This is a genomic window from Chryseobacterium sp. AC417 (assembly GCF_979258215.1).
This window is the reverse complement of sequence record NZ_OZ409845.1, coordinates 3344014-3362719: the sequence shown is the minus strand read 5'-3', so window position 1 is coordinate 3362719 and position 18706 is coordinate 3344014. Positions and strand designations below refer to the sequence as shown.

The window sequence follows — 18706 nt, the reverse complement described above, 5'->3', positions numbered from 1 at the left end:
AAAATGTACAAAAACATTATAAAAAGATTAATAGATTTCACTGTCGCATTCTTAGGACTCATCATTTTAAGTCCTGTATTTATTATTGTAACTATTGGATTATATTTTGCTAATGATGGAAAACCTTTCTTTTTTCAGGCACGTCCTGGTTTAAAAGAAAAGATTTTCAACATCATCAAGTTTAAAACGATGAATGATAAAAAAGACACCAATGGGAATCTGCTTCCTGATTCTGAAAGACTGACTTCTATTGGAGCTTTCGTTCGCAAAACTTCTTTAGATGAATTGCCGCAATTGATCAATGTTCTGAAAGGTGATATGGCTATAATAGGACCTCGTCCTTTGTTACCTCAGTATCTGTCTTTATATAACGAAAATCAAAAACGCCGACATATTGTTCGTCCTGGAATTACAGGTTGGGCACAAATTAACGGTAGAAATGCCATTTCGTGGACAAAGAAGTTTGAATTAGACGTTTGGTACGTCGATCATTTATCATTAACTTTGGATTCTAAAATTTTCTTTAAAACGATTAAAAAAGTGTTTGTGAGAGAAGGGATTTCTTCCGAAGGTCAGGCTACAACGGATGCATTTAATGGCTTTAACTAAATATAAAATATGGGAGCACAAATAAAGAAAATAGAGTATGTTTTTCCTGAAAATAAAATCACAAACGAGGATTTAAAAAAAGAATTTCCTGAGTATGATTTTGAAAGGTTTGAAGAAAAAGTAGGTATAAAAGCTAGATATATTGTCTCTGAAAACGAAACCGGTTTAGATCTTGCTGAAAAAGCATGTAATAAATTATTTGAAAGTTACGATAAGGATAAAGTGGATTATATATTATACTGCACTCAAAGCCCAGAATACTATTTACCTACTACAGCTTGTATTCTTCAAGATAGATTGGGTTTAAGAACTGATATAGGTGCTTTAGATTTTAATTTGGGCTGCTCAGGATTTACATATGGTGTAAATCTTGCAAACTCACTTATTTCTTCCGGACAAGTAGAAAATGTGTTGTTAGTAACTGCAGAAACTTATTCAAAATTTATACATCCAAAAGACAGGACGAATAGGTCAATCTTTGGAGATGCTGCTGCTGCAACACTTATTTCTAAGACAGAAGGAGATAATATTTTAAAATTTAAGTTCGGAACAGACGGTTCAGGTTATGATAAATTAATTGTCAAAAATGGATGTAGTAAATTTCCTTTAGATCCGGATGCTGAGCAAACCAGCTATGGTAGTGATAATATTTATACTGATAACCATTTATATATGAATGGACCGGAGGTTTTTAATTTTACAACAAAAGTTATCCCATCTTTTGTAAATGAGATTTTGGAAGCAAATAATCTCAAGGTGGAAGATTTAGACCAATTTGTATTTCATCAAGCTAATTCATTCATGCTAGATTTTCTTCGGAAAAGAATAAAAATCAGTAAAGAAAATTTCTTTAACAACTTGTTTGATGGAGGGAATACAGTTTCAAATACTATTCCTATTGCATTAAAGAAATATTGTCAGAATATTGAAAATGATAATGATCTTATGGTGGCAATCGTGGGATTTGGAGTTGGTCTATCTTGGTCAGGAGGAATAATTAAAATAAATAATAAACTTTAAAATATATATCATTATGAAAAAGAGTGAATTCATTATAGGATTAGGAGAAGAATTAGAACTTAGTAAAAATTTGACAGAAGATACTGATTTAAAAAGCATGGAGGAATGGGATTCTATGGCTTCAATGTTGCTTATCGGATATGTTTCAAACGAGACAGGTGTTACTATTACATCAGATGATTTAAAAGAAATTACAACAGTAAATTCTCTATTAGAAAAAATAGGAATGGACAAATTTGAATAGTAAATGAATCAAGAGTTTAAGGGAATAGAAATTAGAGCCGTATCTAGCTGCGTCCCTAAAAATATAATCAAAAATGATTTTTTTGAATCATTACTAAGTCCAAAAGAAATAAGATTGTTTGAGAAAACTGTCGGAATTATTGAGAGAAGATGGGCTTCAGAAGCTGTCACAGCTTCAGATTTGGGTTTTGCAGCCGCTACAAAATTGTTTGAAACTATACCTGATTTTAAAGAAGATATTGGCTGTTTAATTTTTTTGAGCCAAACACCTGATTATAAAATCCCTTTTTCATCTAATATTCTACAAGCACGTCTTGAACTTGATAAAAATATCTTGTGTTTAGATATTAATGCAGGTTGCTCAGGTTTTATTCAGGGTTTGAGTACTGCGTTCTCAATAGCGGCTAGTAAACCCAAAACAAAAGTTTTATTAATAATTGCAGAAACAATGTCAAAGATCTTGTCACATCAAGATCGTGGCACATCAATGCTATTTGGTGATGGTGCTTCAGCTATAATAATAGAAAATACTGGTGACGAAACTGTTGAGTCCTATTTTAATGTTTTTTCAGACGGTGAATATGCGGATGCTATAAAAATTCCTGATGGAGGATTTAGAAATAAAGTCACAGTAGACAGCTTTAAAGCAAAAGATGATGGAAATGGTAATATGAGGAATGCGTTACAACTTTTTATGGATGGAGCAAGCGTTTTTGATTTTACATTAAGAGAGGTATCTCCTAGCATTGAAGCTTTACTTCAATCTTCACAAAATAAAACAGAAGATGTTGATTTTTTTCTATTACACCAATCAAACAAATTTATAATCAATCAAATTGCTACAAGATTAAATATTCCTAAAGACAAAATATTGTTTAATATTGACAAGTTTGGAAACACAAGTGGAGTTTCAATACCATTATTATTATCAAGTTCTGCAAATAATATAGTTAATCGAAAAAATCTCTTATTTAGTGGTTATGGAGTAGGATTAAATTGGGGAAACTGCCTATTGAAAAATTCTTCTATAAAAATAACTGAAATTGTTGAAATATAAAATGATTAAAGATAAGACAATAATTATAACAGGTGCATCATCTGGTATAGGCAGAGAAATCGCAATTCATTTAAGTAAATTGGGAGCAAATTGTGTGTTAATTGGTAGAAATCACGAACGGCTTGCTAAAGTAAAATCAGAATGTATTTCACCTTCATTAGTGATTTCAACTGATCTATATAATTTTGAAAATTACGAAGAAATTGTACAAAAGGTTTTTGATGAATTTGGTCCAATATATGGATTTGTTCATTCTGCTGGAATTGAGCAGACTTTGTTATTACCACAGATTAAAATCGGAAACCTTAATGAAATCTTCAATATAAATGTTTTTTCAGCAATAGAATTTATAAAAATTATCAGCAAGAAAAAATACAAGCTCGACAAGCAAAGCTTTGTTCTCCTTTCTTCGGTAATGGGAGTGGTTGGCAACAAAGGACTTACTTCTTATTCAGCAACCAAAGGAGCAATTATTTCAATGGTAAGATCAATGGCGTTGGAACTTTCTTCAAAAAAAATAAGAGTTAATGCAGTTTCACCTGGTCACGTATCAGATTCGGAAATGTCACAAAATAAAGAACAGTATCTTTCCGAAGAAGCCGTAAATGTTATTGAAAAAAATCATCCATTGGGCTTAGGAAAATGTCTAGATGTAGCAAAAATAACGGCCTTTTTACTTTCAGATGATTCTGAGTGGATAACAGGACAAAATATAGTAATTGATGGAGGATATTCAATTCAATAAAAAAGGTTTCTATTTATTAGGTGCCGGTGGATTGTCGAGAGAGCTTGAATCTTGGATTGTTGATTCAGAATTCAGCAAACAATATAAGCTTGAAGGTTTTGTCGACGATAATTTGGATGCTTTAAATGGAATTAAATCTGATTATAAGGTTTTAGACAGCTTCTTTTCTGGAAATATCTGGAAAGGACAAAATGTATTGATGGGAATTGCAGCTTGTGAAATTAAAAGTGAAATTTTTGATATTTTAGAAGAAGAAAAATGCAAAATTTTATCTTTTAATCATAAATTTTCATTAATTGGTAATAATACTGAAGTTGGGATAGGATTTATATTGTGTCCATTTGCTGCCGTCTCATGCAATGTTACAATTGGGAAAGGTGTAATGGTTAATTTAGGAACTCAAATCGGCCATGATGTAACAATAGGGGATTTTACAAGTATTATGGCAAATGTTGATATTGGTGGTGGAGCTGTTATTGGAAATAGTGTCTTCATTGGTTCGAATGCAACAATTTTACCAGGCGTAAAAATTCCTGACGGAACAAGAATAGGCGCAGGATCCGTGGTTTTACGATCTATTAAAAAAGCAGGTACTTATTTTGGTAATCCGGCAAAAGCAATTTTTTAATTACAATAATAAAAAAGAATAAACTATTGATCTGCTACAGAATTTTTATAGTTTTAAATATTAATCTTTAAGATTTCACTTTCTATAATGAACAATTCAAAAATCTGGCTTTCCTCACCACATATGGGAGGAACCGAACTAAAATACGTGCACGAGGCATTCGATGCAAACTGGGTAGCTCCTTTAGGACCAAACGTTGATGGTTTTGAAAAAGATATAGAAACATTTTTAAACTCAGATGTAAAAGTAGCCGTGCTTTCTGCAGGTACAGCGGCTTTACATTTAGCATTGATTCAATGTGGGGTAGAGTATGGAGATGAGGTAATTTGCCAGTCAATGACGTTTTCTGCCTCAGCAAATCCAATCGCATATTGCGGTGCAATCCCTGTTTTTATAGACTCGGAGAAAGAAACCTGGAATATGTGTCCGATTGCGTTGGAAGAAGCCATTCAAGACAGAATCTCAAAAGGTAAAAAGCCTAAAGCAATCATTGTGGTTCATTTGTACGGAATGCCCGCTAAGATGGATGAGATTTTAGCAATTGCAGAAAAATATGACATTCATGTGATCGAAGATGCTGCAGAAGCTCTAGGTTCAACTTATAAAGGAAGGGCTTGCGGAACGTTTGGACGTTTCGGAATATTGTCTTTCAACGGAAATAAAATCATTACCACTTCAGGAGGGGGCGCATTGGTTTGCCATACTCAGGAAGATAAAGATAAAACGGTTTTTCTTTCAACTCAGGCAAGAGATAATGCTCCTCATTATCAGCATTCACACATCGGGTACAATTACCGAATGAGCAACATCGTTGCAGGAATAGGACGCGGACAAATGGAAGTTTTAAGCGACAGAGTAAATGCACGTAGAAGTATGCATGATTTTTATGTTCAAATCTTTAAAGATATTGACGGAGTTGAGGTTTTTTCTGAAGTGAATGATGATTTTTATTCGAATCACTGGTTGTCTGCAATTATAGTTGATGAATTAAAAACAGGGAAATCTCGTGAAGATTTAAGAATGGCTTTCCTTGAAGATAACATTGAATCCAGACCACTTTGGAAACCGATGCACATGCAGCCGGTATTTGCAGATGCTCCATATTATGGAACAGACGTTGCTGAAAAACTATTCGATAACGGTCTTTGTTTGCCTTCAGGATCTAATTTGTCAGATGATGACAGAATGAGAATTGAAAAAATAATTCAAGAGGTTTTTTCAAACTAACCTTTCAATCCTTTAATAAATGTTATATAGAAAATGAAATTTTTTTGGAATTTTAAAAGACGATAATCAACATTAATTAAATTTAATAAAAGATAAAGTACCTGTATTGATAAACAGGTACTTTTTTATTATAAAAATATCCTGTAACATAATAAATATAATTTTAATAATAAGTTCAAAAAAATGATTTACAGATGTTTAATTGAAAATGATTTTAAATGTTTCATGCAGTCTCTATATTTGATCTTATTCTTATTCAATTTATAGTCATCATAAACCTGACTCCAAATTCTAAGACTTCAAACCGTAAACCTTATATTTGCAAATCAATTTAGCATAAGTGAAGAAATACCCTTGGTGGAAAGCGTTAATGGACTACGGAATCAGTTTCGTAGCAATTATCTTTTTACTTCCTGTTTTTTTTATTTTAATGATTACTGCATCTTTTGATACAGGTTTTCCGGGTATCTTTAAACAAAAAAGAGTAGGGCTTCAGGGAAATATTTTCATTATTTATAAATTGAGAACCTATCATCCAGTCACCTGTAAAAAATCAAAAATCGGAATTTGGCTCAGAAAAACAAAATTAGATGAGCTTCCTCAGCTTTTCAATATTTTAAAGGGCGATATGTCACTGGTTGGTCCGCGTCCCGATATTCCGGGATATTACGACAAACTGAAAGGAGAGGATCGTTTGGTTTTACAATTGAAACCAGGATTGACAAGTGAAGCAGGAATGCAATTTCGTAATGAAGCAGTAATTTTAAGTCAACAAGAAGATCCACTGAAATATAACGACGAAATATTGTTCCCGGAAAAAGTACAAATGAATCTCAACTACTATCATCAGCTCTCCTTTAAAAAAGATGCACAGATTTTGCTAAAGACTTTCTTTATCTTAAGTAAATAAAATGATTATCAAAAAAATTATGAAACATACAATGAAGCTGGCTCCAAAAATTACAGTCCTTATTTTCTCTTTATTTTTACTAAAACTGAATGCTCAAACAGAACTAAAAGTTAACACGCTCTTTCTTCCGCTAGGAATGATCAATATCGCTGCAGAAAAGTCTTTAAATAAAAATTTTTCTTTGCAGGCAGAAGCCTTTGTTTCGCCCTGGAAATCTTTTGGTGGCAAAAATCTTCAGATCTACATGGGAACTTTAGAAGGGAGATATTATTTTAAAGAAATGATGAAAGGTTGGCATATTGGAATTTATGGTTCTGTTGCCGCCTATAATCTGCAGAAATGGAATTATGTAAAGGCAACAGTAGTTTTGAATGAGGATGGAACTCCACAGCTTTTACCTGATGGGAGTACGAGAATAACAGAGCGATATCAGAAAGGCCTCGCTTTTATTGTCGGCATTAGTGGTGGTTATCATTTCACGATCAATAATAAATTAGGATTAGACGTATACGCAGGAATAGGAACCAGCCAGTCTTTCTACAGAGGATATTATAAAGATACAAATGAGCGTTATGACGGTGTTGAAAAATTTAATAAAAGTGGAGAATTTATCCCAACCAGAGGTGGGTTGATGATAACGTATAAATTAAATTGATTAAAATAAAGAATTACTCTCGCTTTCTACAAAATATAGATATATTTGCAAAGTTTAATCAAATCTGAAAAATAAATTTTAATTTTCAAACCTAATCCTAAAAATGGATAAAAACTACAATAAAGAAACTGATCTAAAAGAATTAATATATCCATATTTATACAGATGGAAATATTTTGTAGCAATTATTCTGATAATGCTTCTATTTGCTATTTATTACATCAAATCTACAGCTCCAGTTTATAAAATTCAAACTTCAGTACTCATTAAAGATGCGAAAAAAATGTCTTCAGCTTCGGGAGATTTTGGAGTTTTGCAAAGTCTAGGTGCTTTTTCAAACATGGGAACCAATAGTATTGAAAATGAGCTGGAAATATTTAAATCAAAAACTATTGTAGAGGATGTTCTAAAGCAACGTAACTTTCAAATATCTGTTTTTGCCGAGCAAAAGTATTATAATTTAGAAATTTATGGAAATACAAATCCATACATTTTTAATGTGGTTAACGAAAAAAGTGATCAAGAGCTTTCTATAAAGCCGATTAATATAAAGACAAAGAATAACGAAATTATATTATCTTCTGAAAATTGGAATGATGATGTTAAAGGTGCTTTTAACAGAGTGATAAGTCTTCCTTTTGCGAATATTATTATCAGTAAAAATCCCAATTATCTATATAATAAAAAAATAGATATGGATAAATTATTTTTTTCATACAGTGAATTTGATGAAACGGTAATTAATTTTCAAGAATCTTTGAAAGTGGAGCTTTTAGATAAAGATGCAACGGTAATTGGGCTTTCAATTGATTTTCCAAACAAAGATAAAGCGCTGGATTTTACGAATGCTTTGGTGAGGCAATATAATATTTACGCAATCAATGATAAAAGTTTAGAGTCTAAAAAGACTAAAGAATTTATTGATGAAAGAATTGTTTTGATCTCTAAGGAATTGGGAGATGTAGAAACTGAAAAACAAAAATTTAAATCAACGAATAATATTGTTGATCTTGGCGGTGAAGCTAGAATCAATCTTCAAATAAAAGAACAAACAAGAGCTAGAACATTAGAGTTTGACACTCAGTTAGAGTTAAATAAAATTTTACAAAATTTTCTTAATCGTAAAAATGTAACTGATGTTTTACCGGCGAATATTGGACTAGATAATGAAGCAGCAGCAAAAAATATTCAGGAGTATAATCTTCTTGTTATGAAAAGAAACAAACTCTTGGAAAATGCTACAGAGAATAATTCCTTGGTAAAAGAACTTGACAAACAGATAACAGATCTGAAAGGTGCTCTGAGTGAAGGGTTAGAGAAAAATAAAATAGCTTTACAAATTGGGAAAAATAGTGTGCTATCAGAGATGGGTACTTCTCAACAAAAGATAAGTCAGATACCTTTTCAAGAAAAGTTATTTAGAAATATTGAAAGACAGCAGCAAATTAAAGAAAATCTTTATTTATTGTTGTTGCAGAAAAGAGAAGAAGCTGCAATAACAATGGCAATCACTGCCGAAAAAGCACGTGTAATTGATAAAGCTTATGTAAATAAAAAAAAGGTAGCACCTAAAAAATTATACGCACTTGCGACAGCATTATTCGGTGGGTTTCTTTTGGCTTTTTCTATCGTATATTTAAAAATAATATTTAATAATAAAATCTCTACCAGAAAAGATATCGAAAAACTTTCTGCAAGACCTATTGTCTCTGAAATTCCACATATTATCAATAAGAAATCTGAAATTATCAAACTTAATGATGTAACACCTATTGCAGAAGCCTTTAGAATTTTAGTTACCAATTTAAAATTTATGCTTCAGAAAAACGGTAACACTCCGGTTATAATGGTGACATCTTCGGTAAAGGGAGAAGGTAAAACTTTTATTAGTATCAATTTTGCTTTAGCGCTATCTTCATCCCTTAAAAAAGTAGTTGTTATAGGAAGTGATATTAGAAATCCTCAATTACAAAGGTATCATCCGGATTCTAAAAATGTAAAAGGTTTAACAGAGTATTTGTTTGGAGATGTAAATAAATCTGAAGAAATAATTTTTAAGAGTGGATTTAATGATAACTGTGATTTTATTTTTTCAGGCAGCATACCACCTAATCCTGTAGATTTGTTACAAAGCTCAAGATATGTAGATTTATTAGAAGATCTTAAATCTAAGTATGACTATATTGTTATAGATACAGCACCTCTTCTTTTGGTTACTGATTCCTTCCTGATTGCAGAGTATGCAGATGCAACTCTTTATGTTGTGAGATCAGAATTAAGTAAAAAAGATTTTGTTAATTTTGCTAATACCCAAATTGATAACAATAATATCAAAAATGTAGCTTTTGTTTTAAATGATGTCAGCAAAAATAATCTAGGATATTCTAATCAATATGGATATGGTTACCATAGTGAAAAGAAAAAATGGTGGCAATTTAATAAGAAATGATTTCTCAAAACAGACTGTATAAAGGATTAATCTGGAGTACAGTAGATAAGTTTATCATTGTAGGAGTACAGATTCTGATTGAAATTGTATTGGCTAGATTTGTGAGTCCAAAAGAATATGGAGTAATGGGAATGCTTTTGGTAATCATTTCATTATCACAAGTAATTGTGGATAATGGCTTAGGGAATGCTTTAATATTTAAAAAGGACCGCTCTGAAACTGATTTCTCTACAGCTTTTTATGCATCCTTGGCTATAGGTTTTTTTACGTATTTACTTGTTTTTATTTCAGCCCCATTTATCACTGAGTTTTTTAAAACTGATATAACTGCTTACATAAGAATAATCTCTCTTACAATCATAATTAGCAGTATTTCTGTTATTTATAAAACTAAACTTAATATTGATTTGGATTTTAAATCTCAGGCAAAATTTTCTTTCATGGCTGTTTCTCTTTCAGGATTAGTGGGTATTGCCATGGCAGTCAATAAATTTGGAATTTGGTCTTTAATTGTACAAAATGTATTATTTAGTCTTTTAACACTTGTTTTTTTAATTGTCAACATAAAATGGCATCCCAAAAAAAGATTTTCAATTAAAAATTTTAAAGAATTATTTAAGTATAGCTCCAAACTGCTGTATGCCGGTATTTTCAATGCTGTTTATATTAATCTAAATTCATTGCTTCTAGGAAAATTTTTTCCAACAAAACAATTGGGATATTATACTAAAAGCTATCAGTTTACCATATTTCCTGCTTCGGTTTTTACAAATGTAGTCCAGAGAGTATTATTTCCCTATTATTCACAATTACAAATGGATAAAGCTAAACTTTATAAAAGTACATTGTTTTATAATAAAATAATATTTATTCTCATATTACCTGTTGTAAGTATTATTATCTTATACGCACATCAAATTATTATCTTTATGCTTTCAGAATCTTGGCAGAATATGGTATTGCCGTTTCAGATATTGCTTGCGTCAACATTGTTTTACCCCCTCATTGTATTAAATATGAACGTTTTTCAGATACTTGGTAAAACATATGATTATCTGAAAGTTGAGATAGGTAATAAAATTTGTGGAATTATTATTCTCGTATTATTATATCCATACGGAATCAATGGAATTTGTACAGCGATTTTTATACAGTTTTTGTTACAGTATATTATAACGTCATTTTTTGTTGCAAGAAGTACGGGACAAAAATTTTCAAAAAGTTGGAATATCATTTTATATTTAATTTTTGGAGTTGTACTTTTATTTTGTGTTTTTTACTATTTAAGCGAGTTTAAAGCCCCGTGGTTATCTGGAATTTTGCCGGGACTTGTAATTATTATTTTTTATAGTTTTTTTATAAATTTTATTTGTAAAAATGAAATATCATCCGTTTATCATAAATTTTTTAAAAAATGATTTTTTATATTATAAAATTTTTTTTCAAGTCTTTTTATGATCCTATTGTTTTAGGAATGCATTTCTATCGTTGGAAAGTTAAAAATAAACATAACTTTACATATCCTGTCATTACTTTTCCGCTGGAAAAGGTGAGCGTTGGAAGATATACTTATGGTCCGTTAGAAATCTATAGTTATACCAAAAAAGAGGATGAGTTTTTGAGTATTGGTTCTTTTTGTTCAATTGCAAAAGGTGTTAAATTTATACTAGGTGGAAATCATCATCATGAGTTTGTATCAACTTATCCGTTTAAATTTTTTTTCGCAAATGAAGAAGAAGCTTTTGCAAAAGGAAGTATTGTCTTGAAAGATGATGTATGGGTTGGAACTGATTGTTTAATCTTATCTGGCGTTACATTGGAGCAGGGATGCGTTGTTGCAGCAGGTTCTGTTGTGGTAAAATCGTTTCCTCCCTATTCTATTATCGGAGGTAATCCTGCCAAAATGATTAAAAAAAGATTTGATGAAGTTACCATTGAAAATTTACTACAGTTAGACTATGATAGTTTTGATAAAGATTTTATAGAAGAAAATATGGATTTTTTTTATAATAAAGATATTAATTCTGTTCTTCAAAAATTGAAAAATATATAAAAACATAAGTTTTGATTATTCTAATAATTTTATGTGTCATTTTGTTTTATGTAGGTCAGCTTATTGAGCAGTTGCCTTCAAGATTTCTTGCTTATCTATTTAATAGTATTTTATTTGTTGCATTGATGTATTGTTTTCTGGATTATAAATACACTGCAGATTGGGATATGTATTATTATTTTTTTAAACATGAAGAGAATAAGACAGACCCGGTTTTTTATATACTCACCCTCTTTTTCAAAAAATTACATCTAAATTATGTAGATCTCTATCAATTCCATATTGTGCTTATCATAAGTATTTATTACTTATTGATTTCCCGATTTACCAAAAATATTTTCTTTATTTTTTTAGCGTACCTTATTCTTGATAATGTGCATCTTGTTAATCAGATTAGATATTATTTAGGATTTCCTATTCTGATGTATGGTTTTTATCTTCTTTTTTACCGCAAAAAGTATATCGTATCATTAATTCTCATTACCTTTTCTCTTTTATGCCATTCTGGGCTTTCATTTCTGTTGATATTCATACCTATTTATTATTTTATACCTGTAAAGAAATTTTATTTATACAGTACATTTTTGTCAATAGGAATATTTATTATCGCATTGATTATTTTTAATTCTTCTTTAGGAGCAGTTTTAAACCATTTTGGCGATTATTTTCAGAAAGGAAATAGAAGTAGTTTTTTAGGTGGATTGTATAACGGTATTCCCTATATTATTTTTACAGTATTTCTTTATATCCAGACTAGTGCTCTTATTCGGGACAAACCAGAAATTATAGACGACCCGAAATTTGAATTTCTCTATAAAATTTCTTTTTTCGGAATGATATTTATCCCGGGAGCAATTATTATTCAGATTATAGGACATCGATATGTAATGACGTTAAGCGTTTTCTGGTTACTTTATTATTATATTTATTTTATAGAAGGACAAGAGCCAAGACGAAAACTAATAAGGTTTACCTGTATTACAGGGATTATTTTTGTAAGTAGTCTTTTTATTTACGTTCTTCCATATTATATTTTAGGTGACAGTCATTTTTCTGAAGAATTTCGAGATATGGTGAAATCATCTGATTTACTGAAAAACTTTTTGGAATAATGAAAAAACTTTCTGTAATTATCGTTACCTATAACTCGTTGGCTGATATCAATAACTGTATTTATAGCATTTATATGTATAATGATATCCCATCGGAGATGTTTGAAATACTAATCGTTGATAATAGCAGTTATGAAGTTTTTTTAGAAATGAAAGCCAATGTGTCTGAAAAATATTCTGATATTAAATTCATTCACAACGAGAAAAACGGAGGATATGGTCAGGGGAATAATATTGGGATCAAATCTTGTCAGGCTGAAATTATTTGTGTAATTAATCCTGATGTAGTATTAACGAGTAAAATGTTTTCTTCTGTCATAAAAAAGTTTGAAGAAAATTCTGATTTAGCAGTTATTGGTGGTAAACAGTCTGGAGGTATTAATCTCTCTTTTTGGGTTCGTCCTGAATACGAATTTTTCTTAATAACAACACCATTAATGTTATTATTGAATTCTCTTAATTTATATAGAGAAGATTATTTCTTTTTATCAGGAGCATTGCTTTTTTTAGATAATAAAAAGTTTGATGAGATAGGATTATTTGATGAAAATATATTTTTATATAGAGAAGAATCAGATATTCAAAAAAGATTTCTTGAAAAAAAATATCAATGTCACTTTGAAAAAAAACTTACATACAGGCATTTAATTGACGATAGAAATGAAACGAGTGATTTTTCCTTTGATGAGGAAATGAAATCTACGAAATATTATATGAATAAATACTCGTTTGATTTTAAGACATTTTTATCACAAAGGATCTTCTATGCAAAAGTTATGCTTTATGTGTATAGAATATCATTAAATAGAAAAAAAAGTCTGTATTTTTTTAAAAAATTACAAAAGCTAATGACTCTAAAATCAAAAACTTTATGATTTTAGTTGATGCAGTTTTTGTACACACAGGTGGGGGTAAGTCTATAGTAGATTATCTCGTATCTGAACTGGGCAAAACACAGGTCAAAGTTGTTTATCTTTTAGACAGCCGCTACCAACCCAAAATTTCAGCTGAGATCTCTGGCGAAGTAAATTTTACCGAGGGCTTTTATAATCGTTATCTTTTTTATATCAAAAATAAAAATAGATTTACTAAAGTTTTTTGTATTGGTAATCTTCCTCCTCCCGTTCATCTTCCAAATACCCATGTTATTACCTATTTACATTCTGCCACATATTTGAAGCAGATCGCACAATTATCATTAAAGGAAAAGATAATTCAACATCTGAAAAAAAGAATATTTGGAATGCTTATCTGCAATTCAGATATGTGGGTTGTTCAGACCAATTTGATGCAAAAATCACTTCAAAAAGTAAGTAGAGTATCTTCTGATTATATAAAAGTTTTGCCTTTTTTTAAAACTATTGGACTACATGATACTGTACCAATAAAAACTAAGAATAGATTTTTTTATCCCGGAACTGCAGAAACACACAAAAATCATAAACGACTTATTGATGGATTTTGTGATTTTTATGATGTTTTTAAAACAGGTAGTATATATTTGACAGTAGAAGAAAGATTTGATGAAATATTTAAATACATTGAGCTGAAAAAATCTCAATCATATCCGATATTTAACTTGGGATATATCGTTGATAAAAAACAAATGGCAGCAGAGTACGCAAAATCTGAATTTTTGGTATTTCCTTCACTACAAGAAAGTTTTGGCTTACCACTTATTGAAGCTGTGGAATTCAAGTGTAAGATTATAGCATCAAATTATGATTATGTTACACAAGTTTGTGAGCCTTCTTATATGTTTGATCCCGAAAATGTGAATGATATATGCAAAGCGTTCGAAATGGCTGTTTTGGATCAAAATATACAAGACAGCTATGCAAAAGTTAATAACGAAATTATTCAGATTATTAACCTCATTATAAAATAAAAAAAATATTTCAGTAAAAAGATAAAGAATGCTTGTATTAAAATTGATTTTAAGATGAAAATTTTACACGTCATAACGAGATCCGATTTGGGAGGAGCGCAATCTGTGGTCATTAATCTTGCAAATGCGATGAGTGAATATCATGAGATCACTGTTGTTGCAGGAGAAGATGGGCCGATGTGGGATGCGCTAAATTCTAAAATAACCAAAATTAAAATGAAAGAAATCGTCAGAGAGATTTCTTTTTATAATGATTTTATTGCATCATTTAAGTTAAAAAAAATATATGCATCTATTAATCCCGATATTATTCATCTTCATTCATCAAAAATCGGTTTTTTGGGAAGATTAGTGTTTCCAAAAAAAAAAATAGTATACTCTGTTCATGGTTTTGATTCTATAAGGCTTGCATATAGAAAATTTTTGCCCCTAGAAAAATTGCTTAAAAATAGATGTAAAGCAATTGTTTTAGCAAGTGATTATGACAGACAGAATATTATAAAAGAGGGAATTATAAAAAATCTTTATGTAGTTTATAATGGTGTACATCTCCCGGAAAATATTACTGAACTTTCGCTAGATGGATTGGAAAAGTTTGAACGGGTGGTTATGTGTATTGCCCGCATATCTCCACAAAAAAGATTTGACACTTATATTGCTATTTCCAAATTACTTCCTCAATATGCTTTCGTATGGATTGGAGCAGACAAAATTTATGATAATCTTCCAAATAATTTATTCTGTTTGCCCAGCATCCCGAATGCGAAAAAATACATCCAGTTAGCAGATATATTTGTACTGCCTAGCAATTATGAAGGCGTGCCAATTGTCTGTATTGATGCACTCAGTTATGGAAAACCTGTGGTGTCTTCTGATGTAGGAGGGATTTCTGAGATTGTACTCAATGATCAGAATGGTTATGTTGTAGACAATATTGAAGAAATTTTTGCTGAAAAAATTAAGTACATTTTAGAAAATAAAAATGTTTACACGAAATTTTCGCAAAAGTCAAAAGAAATATTCAGTAAAAGTTTAACTATTGATGAAATGGTGAAACAATATACTCAAATTTATCAATCAGAGATATAATTTAATGTTTCTTATTTTCATTTGTATTATAAAAGTTTAGTATTTAGTTAAAAAAAAGAATAAATTTACTGCGATTAAACACAAAGACAGTTTTTCTATAAGTTTTTACATATCAGAATAATAAAATTTAAGTAATATCTTTAAGTTTATAAATATAAGACTATAAGTTTTAATAAGTTAAGAGAATACAAATTTAAATTTGATTTAGGGATTAGTATTGTAAAGCAAATTTGTAATAATAATGGAAAGAAGTTTGACAAAAGCTTTTACAACGATGAAAGAAAATAAGCAGGTTTTCAAGATAACCGCGCCTATCAAGGTATGCCTTTTTATAAACGTTAGCGATATTTCATTAAAACTTTTTAGTGATAAAAAGTTTAGGAAAAAATATAAAGCAATTTTATATGATTCTAATGAGTCAAGAATTAGTGTAACTGAGTATATTAAAAAATTTGATATTAAATGCATTGTTTTAGAAACATCAAATATTACTCATTTATACAAAGATGTTGCAAATGAAATTGTAGTGGCAAGAAACAAAGGTATTGTCGTATATGATGCCCATGAGTTTTACGAACATGTAAACAAACGAATTCCACTGATTAGATTAGAGACGAATGAATATTTAGTTGATGATATCTTTACCATTGGTCAAAAGCAAGAAAAATTCAATTTAAAAAGATTCATTGATATTTTTGTGAGTTTGTTGCTTTTACCTTTTATTGTTCCTTTAATAATTTTCGGCTTTGTTTTAGTAAAACTAACTTCACACGGAAGTGTTCTTTTTTCACAAGACCGTGTTGGCAAGCATTCGCAAAATTTTACGATTTATAAGATTAGAACAATGGTGTCAAAACACAGCGGTGATTATACGACCAAAAATGATTTGCGAATCAACGGAGTGGGGAAATTTTTGAGACTTACAAAAATTGATGAACTTCCTCAGATTTGGAATATTCTTAAAGGTGATATGAGCCTAATAGGGCCGCGTCCTGAGCGACCTCATTTTGTGAAGATCAGCAATGACGAAAATCCAATGTTTGACCTTAGACATCTAGTCAAACCAGGCGTTACAGGTTGGGCACAGGTAAATTTACCCAAAGCAACACCTAAAGATAACCTCGAAAAGCTGGAATATGATTTGTTTTATATAAAAAATTATTCTGTACTATTTGATATCATGATTGTTTTTAAAACTTTAAAAATAGTTTTTACCTTAAATAGTAATTAATGATTAAACAATTTATCTTTTTTAGTTTTTTTCTGTTTGGAATATCTTCAGCACAGAAAATTTCTTTCCCAATAATAGCTTTTCAAGGTATTCCTTCATCTTATACAGATGATAGAAATTATCAAATCCTTAAAAACGCAGGATTTACGATCAATCTGAATATGTATGATAATATTGATGATGTTAAGAAAGCGTTAAGTGTTGCTGAGAAAATGAATTTAAAAATTATAGCTTCAGTTCCAGACATAAAAAGCAATCCGGAAATAATTGCACGAAGATTTAAAGATCATTCCGCTTTTTTAGCATATTACATTGAAGATGAGCCATCCACCAGCAGATTTGTGGAATTATCCGATATTGTCAAAAGGATAAAAAAAATGGATAATAAAAAGTTCATTTACATTAATTTAATGCCTACTTATGCAGAGAATTCAGCATATGCAGCTGTTAATTATGATGCTTATGTCAAACAGTTCTTAACCGTAGTTAATCCCAATATTTTATCCTTTGATCACTATCCTGTAGTTAATAACACAGTACGTAAAGATTTTTATGAAAATCTTGAAATTATCCGATCAAATGCATACAAATATAGCGTCCCTTTTTGGGCATTTGCTTGTACAGCTATTCATTTCGCATACAAAGAACCAACATTACAATCCTTAAAATTACAGCAGTTTTCAAATCTATTATATGGAGCACAAGCTATACAATATTACACCTACTGGACAGTAAATAACCAGCATTGGAAAGATAATAATTATTTATATGCTATTGTTGATGCCAAAGGCAATCCCACACCAACCTACGATATGGTTAAAACAGTTAATCAACAGATTCAAAGGTTAGCTTGGGTATTTAAAGGTGCTAAAGCTGATCAGATTTTTCACACAGGAAGTGAAATTCCACAAGGAACAAAAAAACTAATGACTGCACCAAAAGGATTCACGTATTTTTCAACGGATGGCGAAAATGCATTGGTTTCATTGATGTCAAATGGCAAAAGTAAATTTGTTATTATTCAGAATAAATCATTAATCAGCGATCTCAAGCTTGACTATAAATTAGCAACACAGATGAAAATGATAGATAATTCTTCAGGGAAAGAAAAAAATCTTTTTGCATCTAAAAAATATAAAACTACTATTTTACCTGGTGACATATTTATCTTTAAAAATTAAGTAATTTTAATAATATATGAAAATCAAAGAAACTCAGCTTAAAGACTGTTACATTATAGAACCCACCATCTTTGAAGATGAAAGAGGGTATTTCTTTGAAAAATTTAATGAAAAAGAATTTGAAGAGCTTACAGGTATGAATGGTCATTTTGTGCAAGACAATATTTCAAAGTCATCATATGGGGTTCTTAGAGGTTTGCATTTACAAAAAGGAGAACACGCTCAGGCAAAATTGGTTTCATGTTTAGAAGGTAGAGTCTGGGATGTTGCTGTAGATCTACGTGAAGATTCTCCCACGTTCGGAAAATGGTTTGGTATAGAACTTAATGCCGAAAACAAACTTCAGATGTATATTCCCCGAGGCTTTGGACATGGTTTTTCTGTAATTAGTGAGACCGCTGTTTTTTCTTATAAATGTGATAATTTTTATAATAGAGATTCTGAAGGGAGTGTGAAATTTGACGACGAAGATTTGAAGATAGATTGGAAATTAAAAAAAGAAGAGATGATATTATCTGAGAAGGATAAAAACTCACCCGCTTTTAAGAAAAAAAATTATTAATATAATCTATAACCACTTAATTATAAGTGGTTTTTTTTAATAATAAA

19 protein-coding genes are annotated in these 18706 nt (G+C 30.3%); all 19 read left to right on the top strand.

Annotation, left to right across the window (positions count from 1 at the left end):
* The first annotated feature begins 3 nt into the window (after positions 1 to 3).
* Positions 4 to 609, top strand: a complete 606-nt coding sequence (locus tag ACZZ9T_RS15990) for a sugar transferase (protein WP_463442912.1) — start codon at positions 4 to 6, stop codon at positions 607 to 609.
* A gap of 9 nt (positions 610 to 618) precedes the next feature.
* The gene (locus tag ACZZ9T_RS15985; protein ID WP_463442911.1) at positions 619 to 1629 is read left to right on the top strand and encodes a ketoacyl-ACP synthase III; all 1011 of its coding nucleotides are present in this window, start codon (positions 619 to 621) and stop codon (positions 1627 to 1629) included.
* A gap of 13 nt (positions 1630 to 1642) precedes the next feature.
* Positions 1643 to 1873, top strand: coding sequence for an acyl carrier protein (locus tag ACZZ9T_RS15980; RefSeq protein WP_463429330.1), 231 nt, complete (start codon positions 1643 to 1645; stop codon positions 1871 to 1873).
* 3 nt (positions 1874 to 1876) lie between these two features.
* The gene (locus tag ACZZ9T_RS15975; RefSeq protein ID WP_463442910.1) at positions 1877 to 2929 is read left to right on the top strand and encodes a 3-oxoacyl-ACP synthase III family protein; all 1053 of its coding nucleotides are present in this window, start codon (positions 1877 to 1879) and stop codon (positions 2927 to 2929) included.
* Between the two features lies 1 nt (position 2930).
* Entirely contained in the window at positions 2931 to 3674 is a 744-nt protein-coding gene (locus tag ACZZ9T_RS15970) for an SDR family NAD(P)-dependent oxidoreductase (RefSeq protein WP_463442909.1), read from the top strand.
* On the top strand, positions 3652 to 4302 hold the full coding sequence (locus ACZZ9T_RS15965) for an acetyltransferase (RefSeq protein ID WP_463442908.1): 651 nt from the start codon (positions 3652 to 3654) through the stop codon (positions 4300 to 4302). The genes ACZZ9T_RS15970 and ACZZ9T_RS15965 overlap by 23 nt, the downstream gene beginning before the upstream one ends.
* A gap of 87 nt (positions 4303 to 4389) precedes the next feature.
* Positions 4390 to 5529, top strand: a complete 1140-nt coding sequence (locus ACZZ9T_RS15960; RefSeq protein ID WP_463442907.1) for an aminotransferase class I/II-fold pyridoxal phosphate-dependent enzyme — start codon at positions 4390 to 4392, stop codon at positions 5527 to 5529.
* A gap of 340 nt (positions 5530 to 5869) precedes the next feature.
* The gene (locus ACZZ9T_RS15955; RefSeq protein WP_463429325.1) at positions 5870 to 6439 is read left to right on the top strand and encodes a sugar transferase; all 570 of its coding nucleotides are present in this window, start codon (positions 5870 to 5872) and stop codon (positions 6437 to 6439) included.
* 19 nt (positions 6440 to 6458) lie between these two features.
* Complete coding sequence (locus ACZZ9T_RS15950) at positions 6459 to 7094, top strand: DUF3575 domain-containing protein (protein ID WP_463442906.1); 636 nt, start codon at positions 6459 to 6461, stop codon at positions 7092 to 7094.
* A gap of 103 nt (positions 7095 to 7197) precedes the next feature.
* A complete protein-coding gene (locus tag ACZZ9T_RS15945; protein ID WP_463442905.1) occupies positions 7198 to 9543 on the top strand; it encodes a GumC family protein in 2346 nt (781 codons plus the stop codon).
* Positions 9540 to 10961 carry a lipopolysaccharide biosynthesis protein gene (locus ACZZ9T_RS15940; RefSeq protein ID WP_463442904.1) on the top strand — a complete coding sequence of 474 codons (1422 nt, stop codon included), beginning with the start codon at positions 9540 to 9542 and terminating at the stop codon, positions 10959 to 10961. The genes ACZZ9T_RS15945 and ACZZ9T_RS15940 overlap by 4 nt, the downstream gene beginning before the upstream one ends.
* Positions 10958 to 11596: a CatB-related O-acetyltransferase gene (locus tag ACZZ9T_RS15935; protein ID WP_463442903.1), complete on the top strand. Its 639-nt coding sequence runs from the start codon at positions 10958 to 10960 to the stop codon at positions 11594 to 11596. Before ACZZ9T_RS15940 ends, ACZZ9T_RS15935 begins: the two co-directional genes overlap by 4 nt.
* An 11-nt stretch (positions 11597 to 11607) precedes the next feature.
* On the top strand, positions 11608 to 12708 hold the full coding sequence (locus tag ACZZ9T_RS15930; protein WP_463442902.1) for an EpsG family protein: 1101 nt from the start codon (positions 11608 to 11610) through the stop codon (positions 12706 to 12708).
* The gene (locus ACZZ9T_RS15925; RefSeq protein WP_463442901.1) at positions 12708 to 13583 is read left to right on the top strand and encodes a glycosyltransferase; all 876 of its coding nucleotides are present in this window, start codon (positions 12708 to 12710) and stop codon (positions 13581 to 13583) included. The genes ACZZ9T_RS15930 and ACZZ9T_RS15925 overlap by 1 nt, the downstream gene beginning before the upstream one ends.
* A complete protein-coding gene (locus ACZZ9T_RS15920) occupies positions 13580 to 14596 on the top strand; it encodes a glycosyltransferase (RefSeq protein ID WP_463442900.1) in 1017 nt (338 codons plus the stop codon). The genes ACZZ9T_RS15925 and ACZZ9T_RS15920 overlap by 4 nt, the downstream gene beginning before the upstream one ends.
* A 54-nt stretch (positions 14597 to 14650) precedes the next feature.
* The gene (locus ACZZ9T_RS15915; protein WP_463442899.1) at positions 14651 to 15685 is read left to right on the top strand and encodes a glycosyltransferase; all 1035 of its coding nucleotides are present in this window, start codon (positions 14651 to 14653) and stop codon (positions 15683 to 15685) included.
* Between the two features lie 241 nt (positions 15686 to 15926).
* Positions 15927 to 16916: a sugar transferase gene (locus ACZZ9T_RS15910; RefSeq protein WP_463442898.1), complete on the top strand. Its 990-nt coding sequence runs from the start codon at positions 15927 to 15929 to the stop codon at positions 16914 to 16916.
* Entirely contained in the window at positions 16916 to 18097 is a 1182-nt protein-coding gene (locus ACZZ9T_RS15905; protein WP_463442897.1) for a hypothetical protein, read from the top strand. The genes ACZZ9T_RS15910 and ACZZ9T_RS15905 overlap by 1 nt, the downstream gene beginning before the upstream one ends.
* A 16-nt stretch (positions 18098 to 18113) precedes the next feature.
* Positions 18114 to 18659 (top strand): dTDP-4-dehydrorhamnose 3,5-epimerase, encoded by a 546-nt coding sequence (gene rfbC, locus ACZZ9T_RS15900; protein WP_463442896.1) that lies wholly within the window; start codon positions 18114 to 18116, stop codon positions 18657 to 18659.
* The last annotated feature ends 47 nt before the right edge of the window (positions 18660 to 18706 follow it).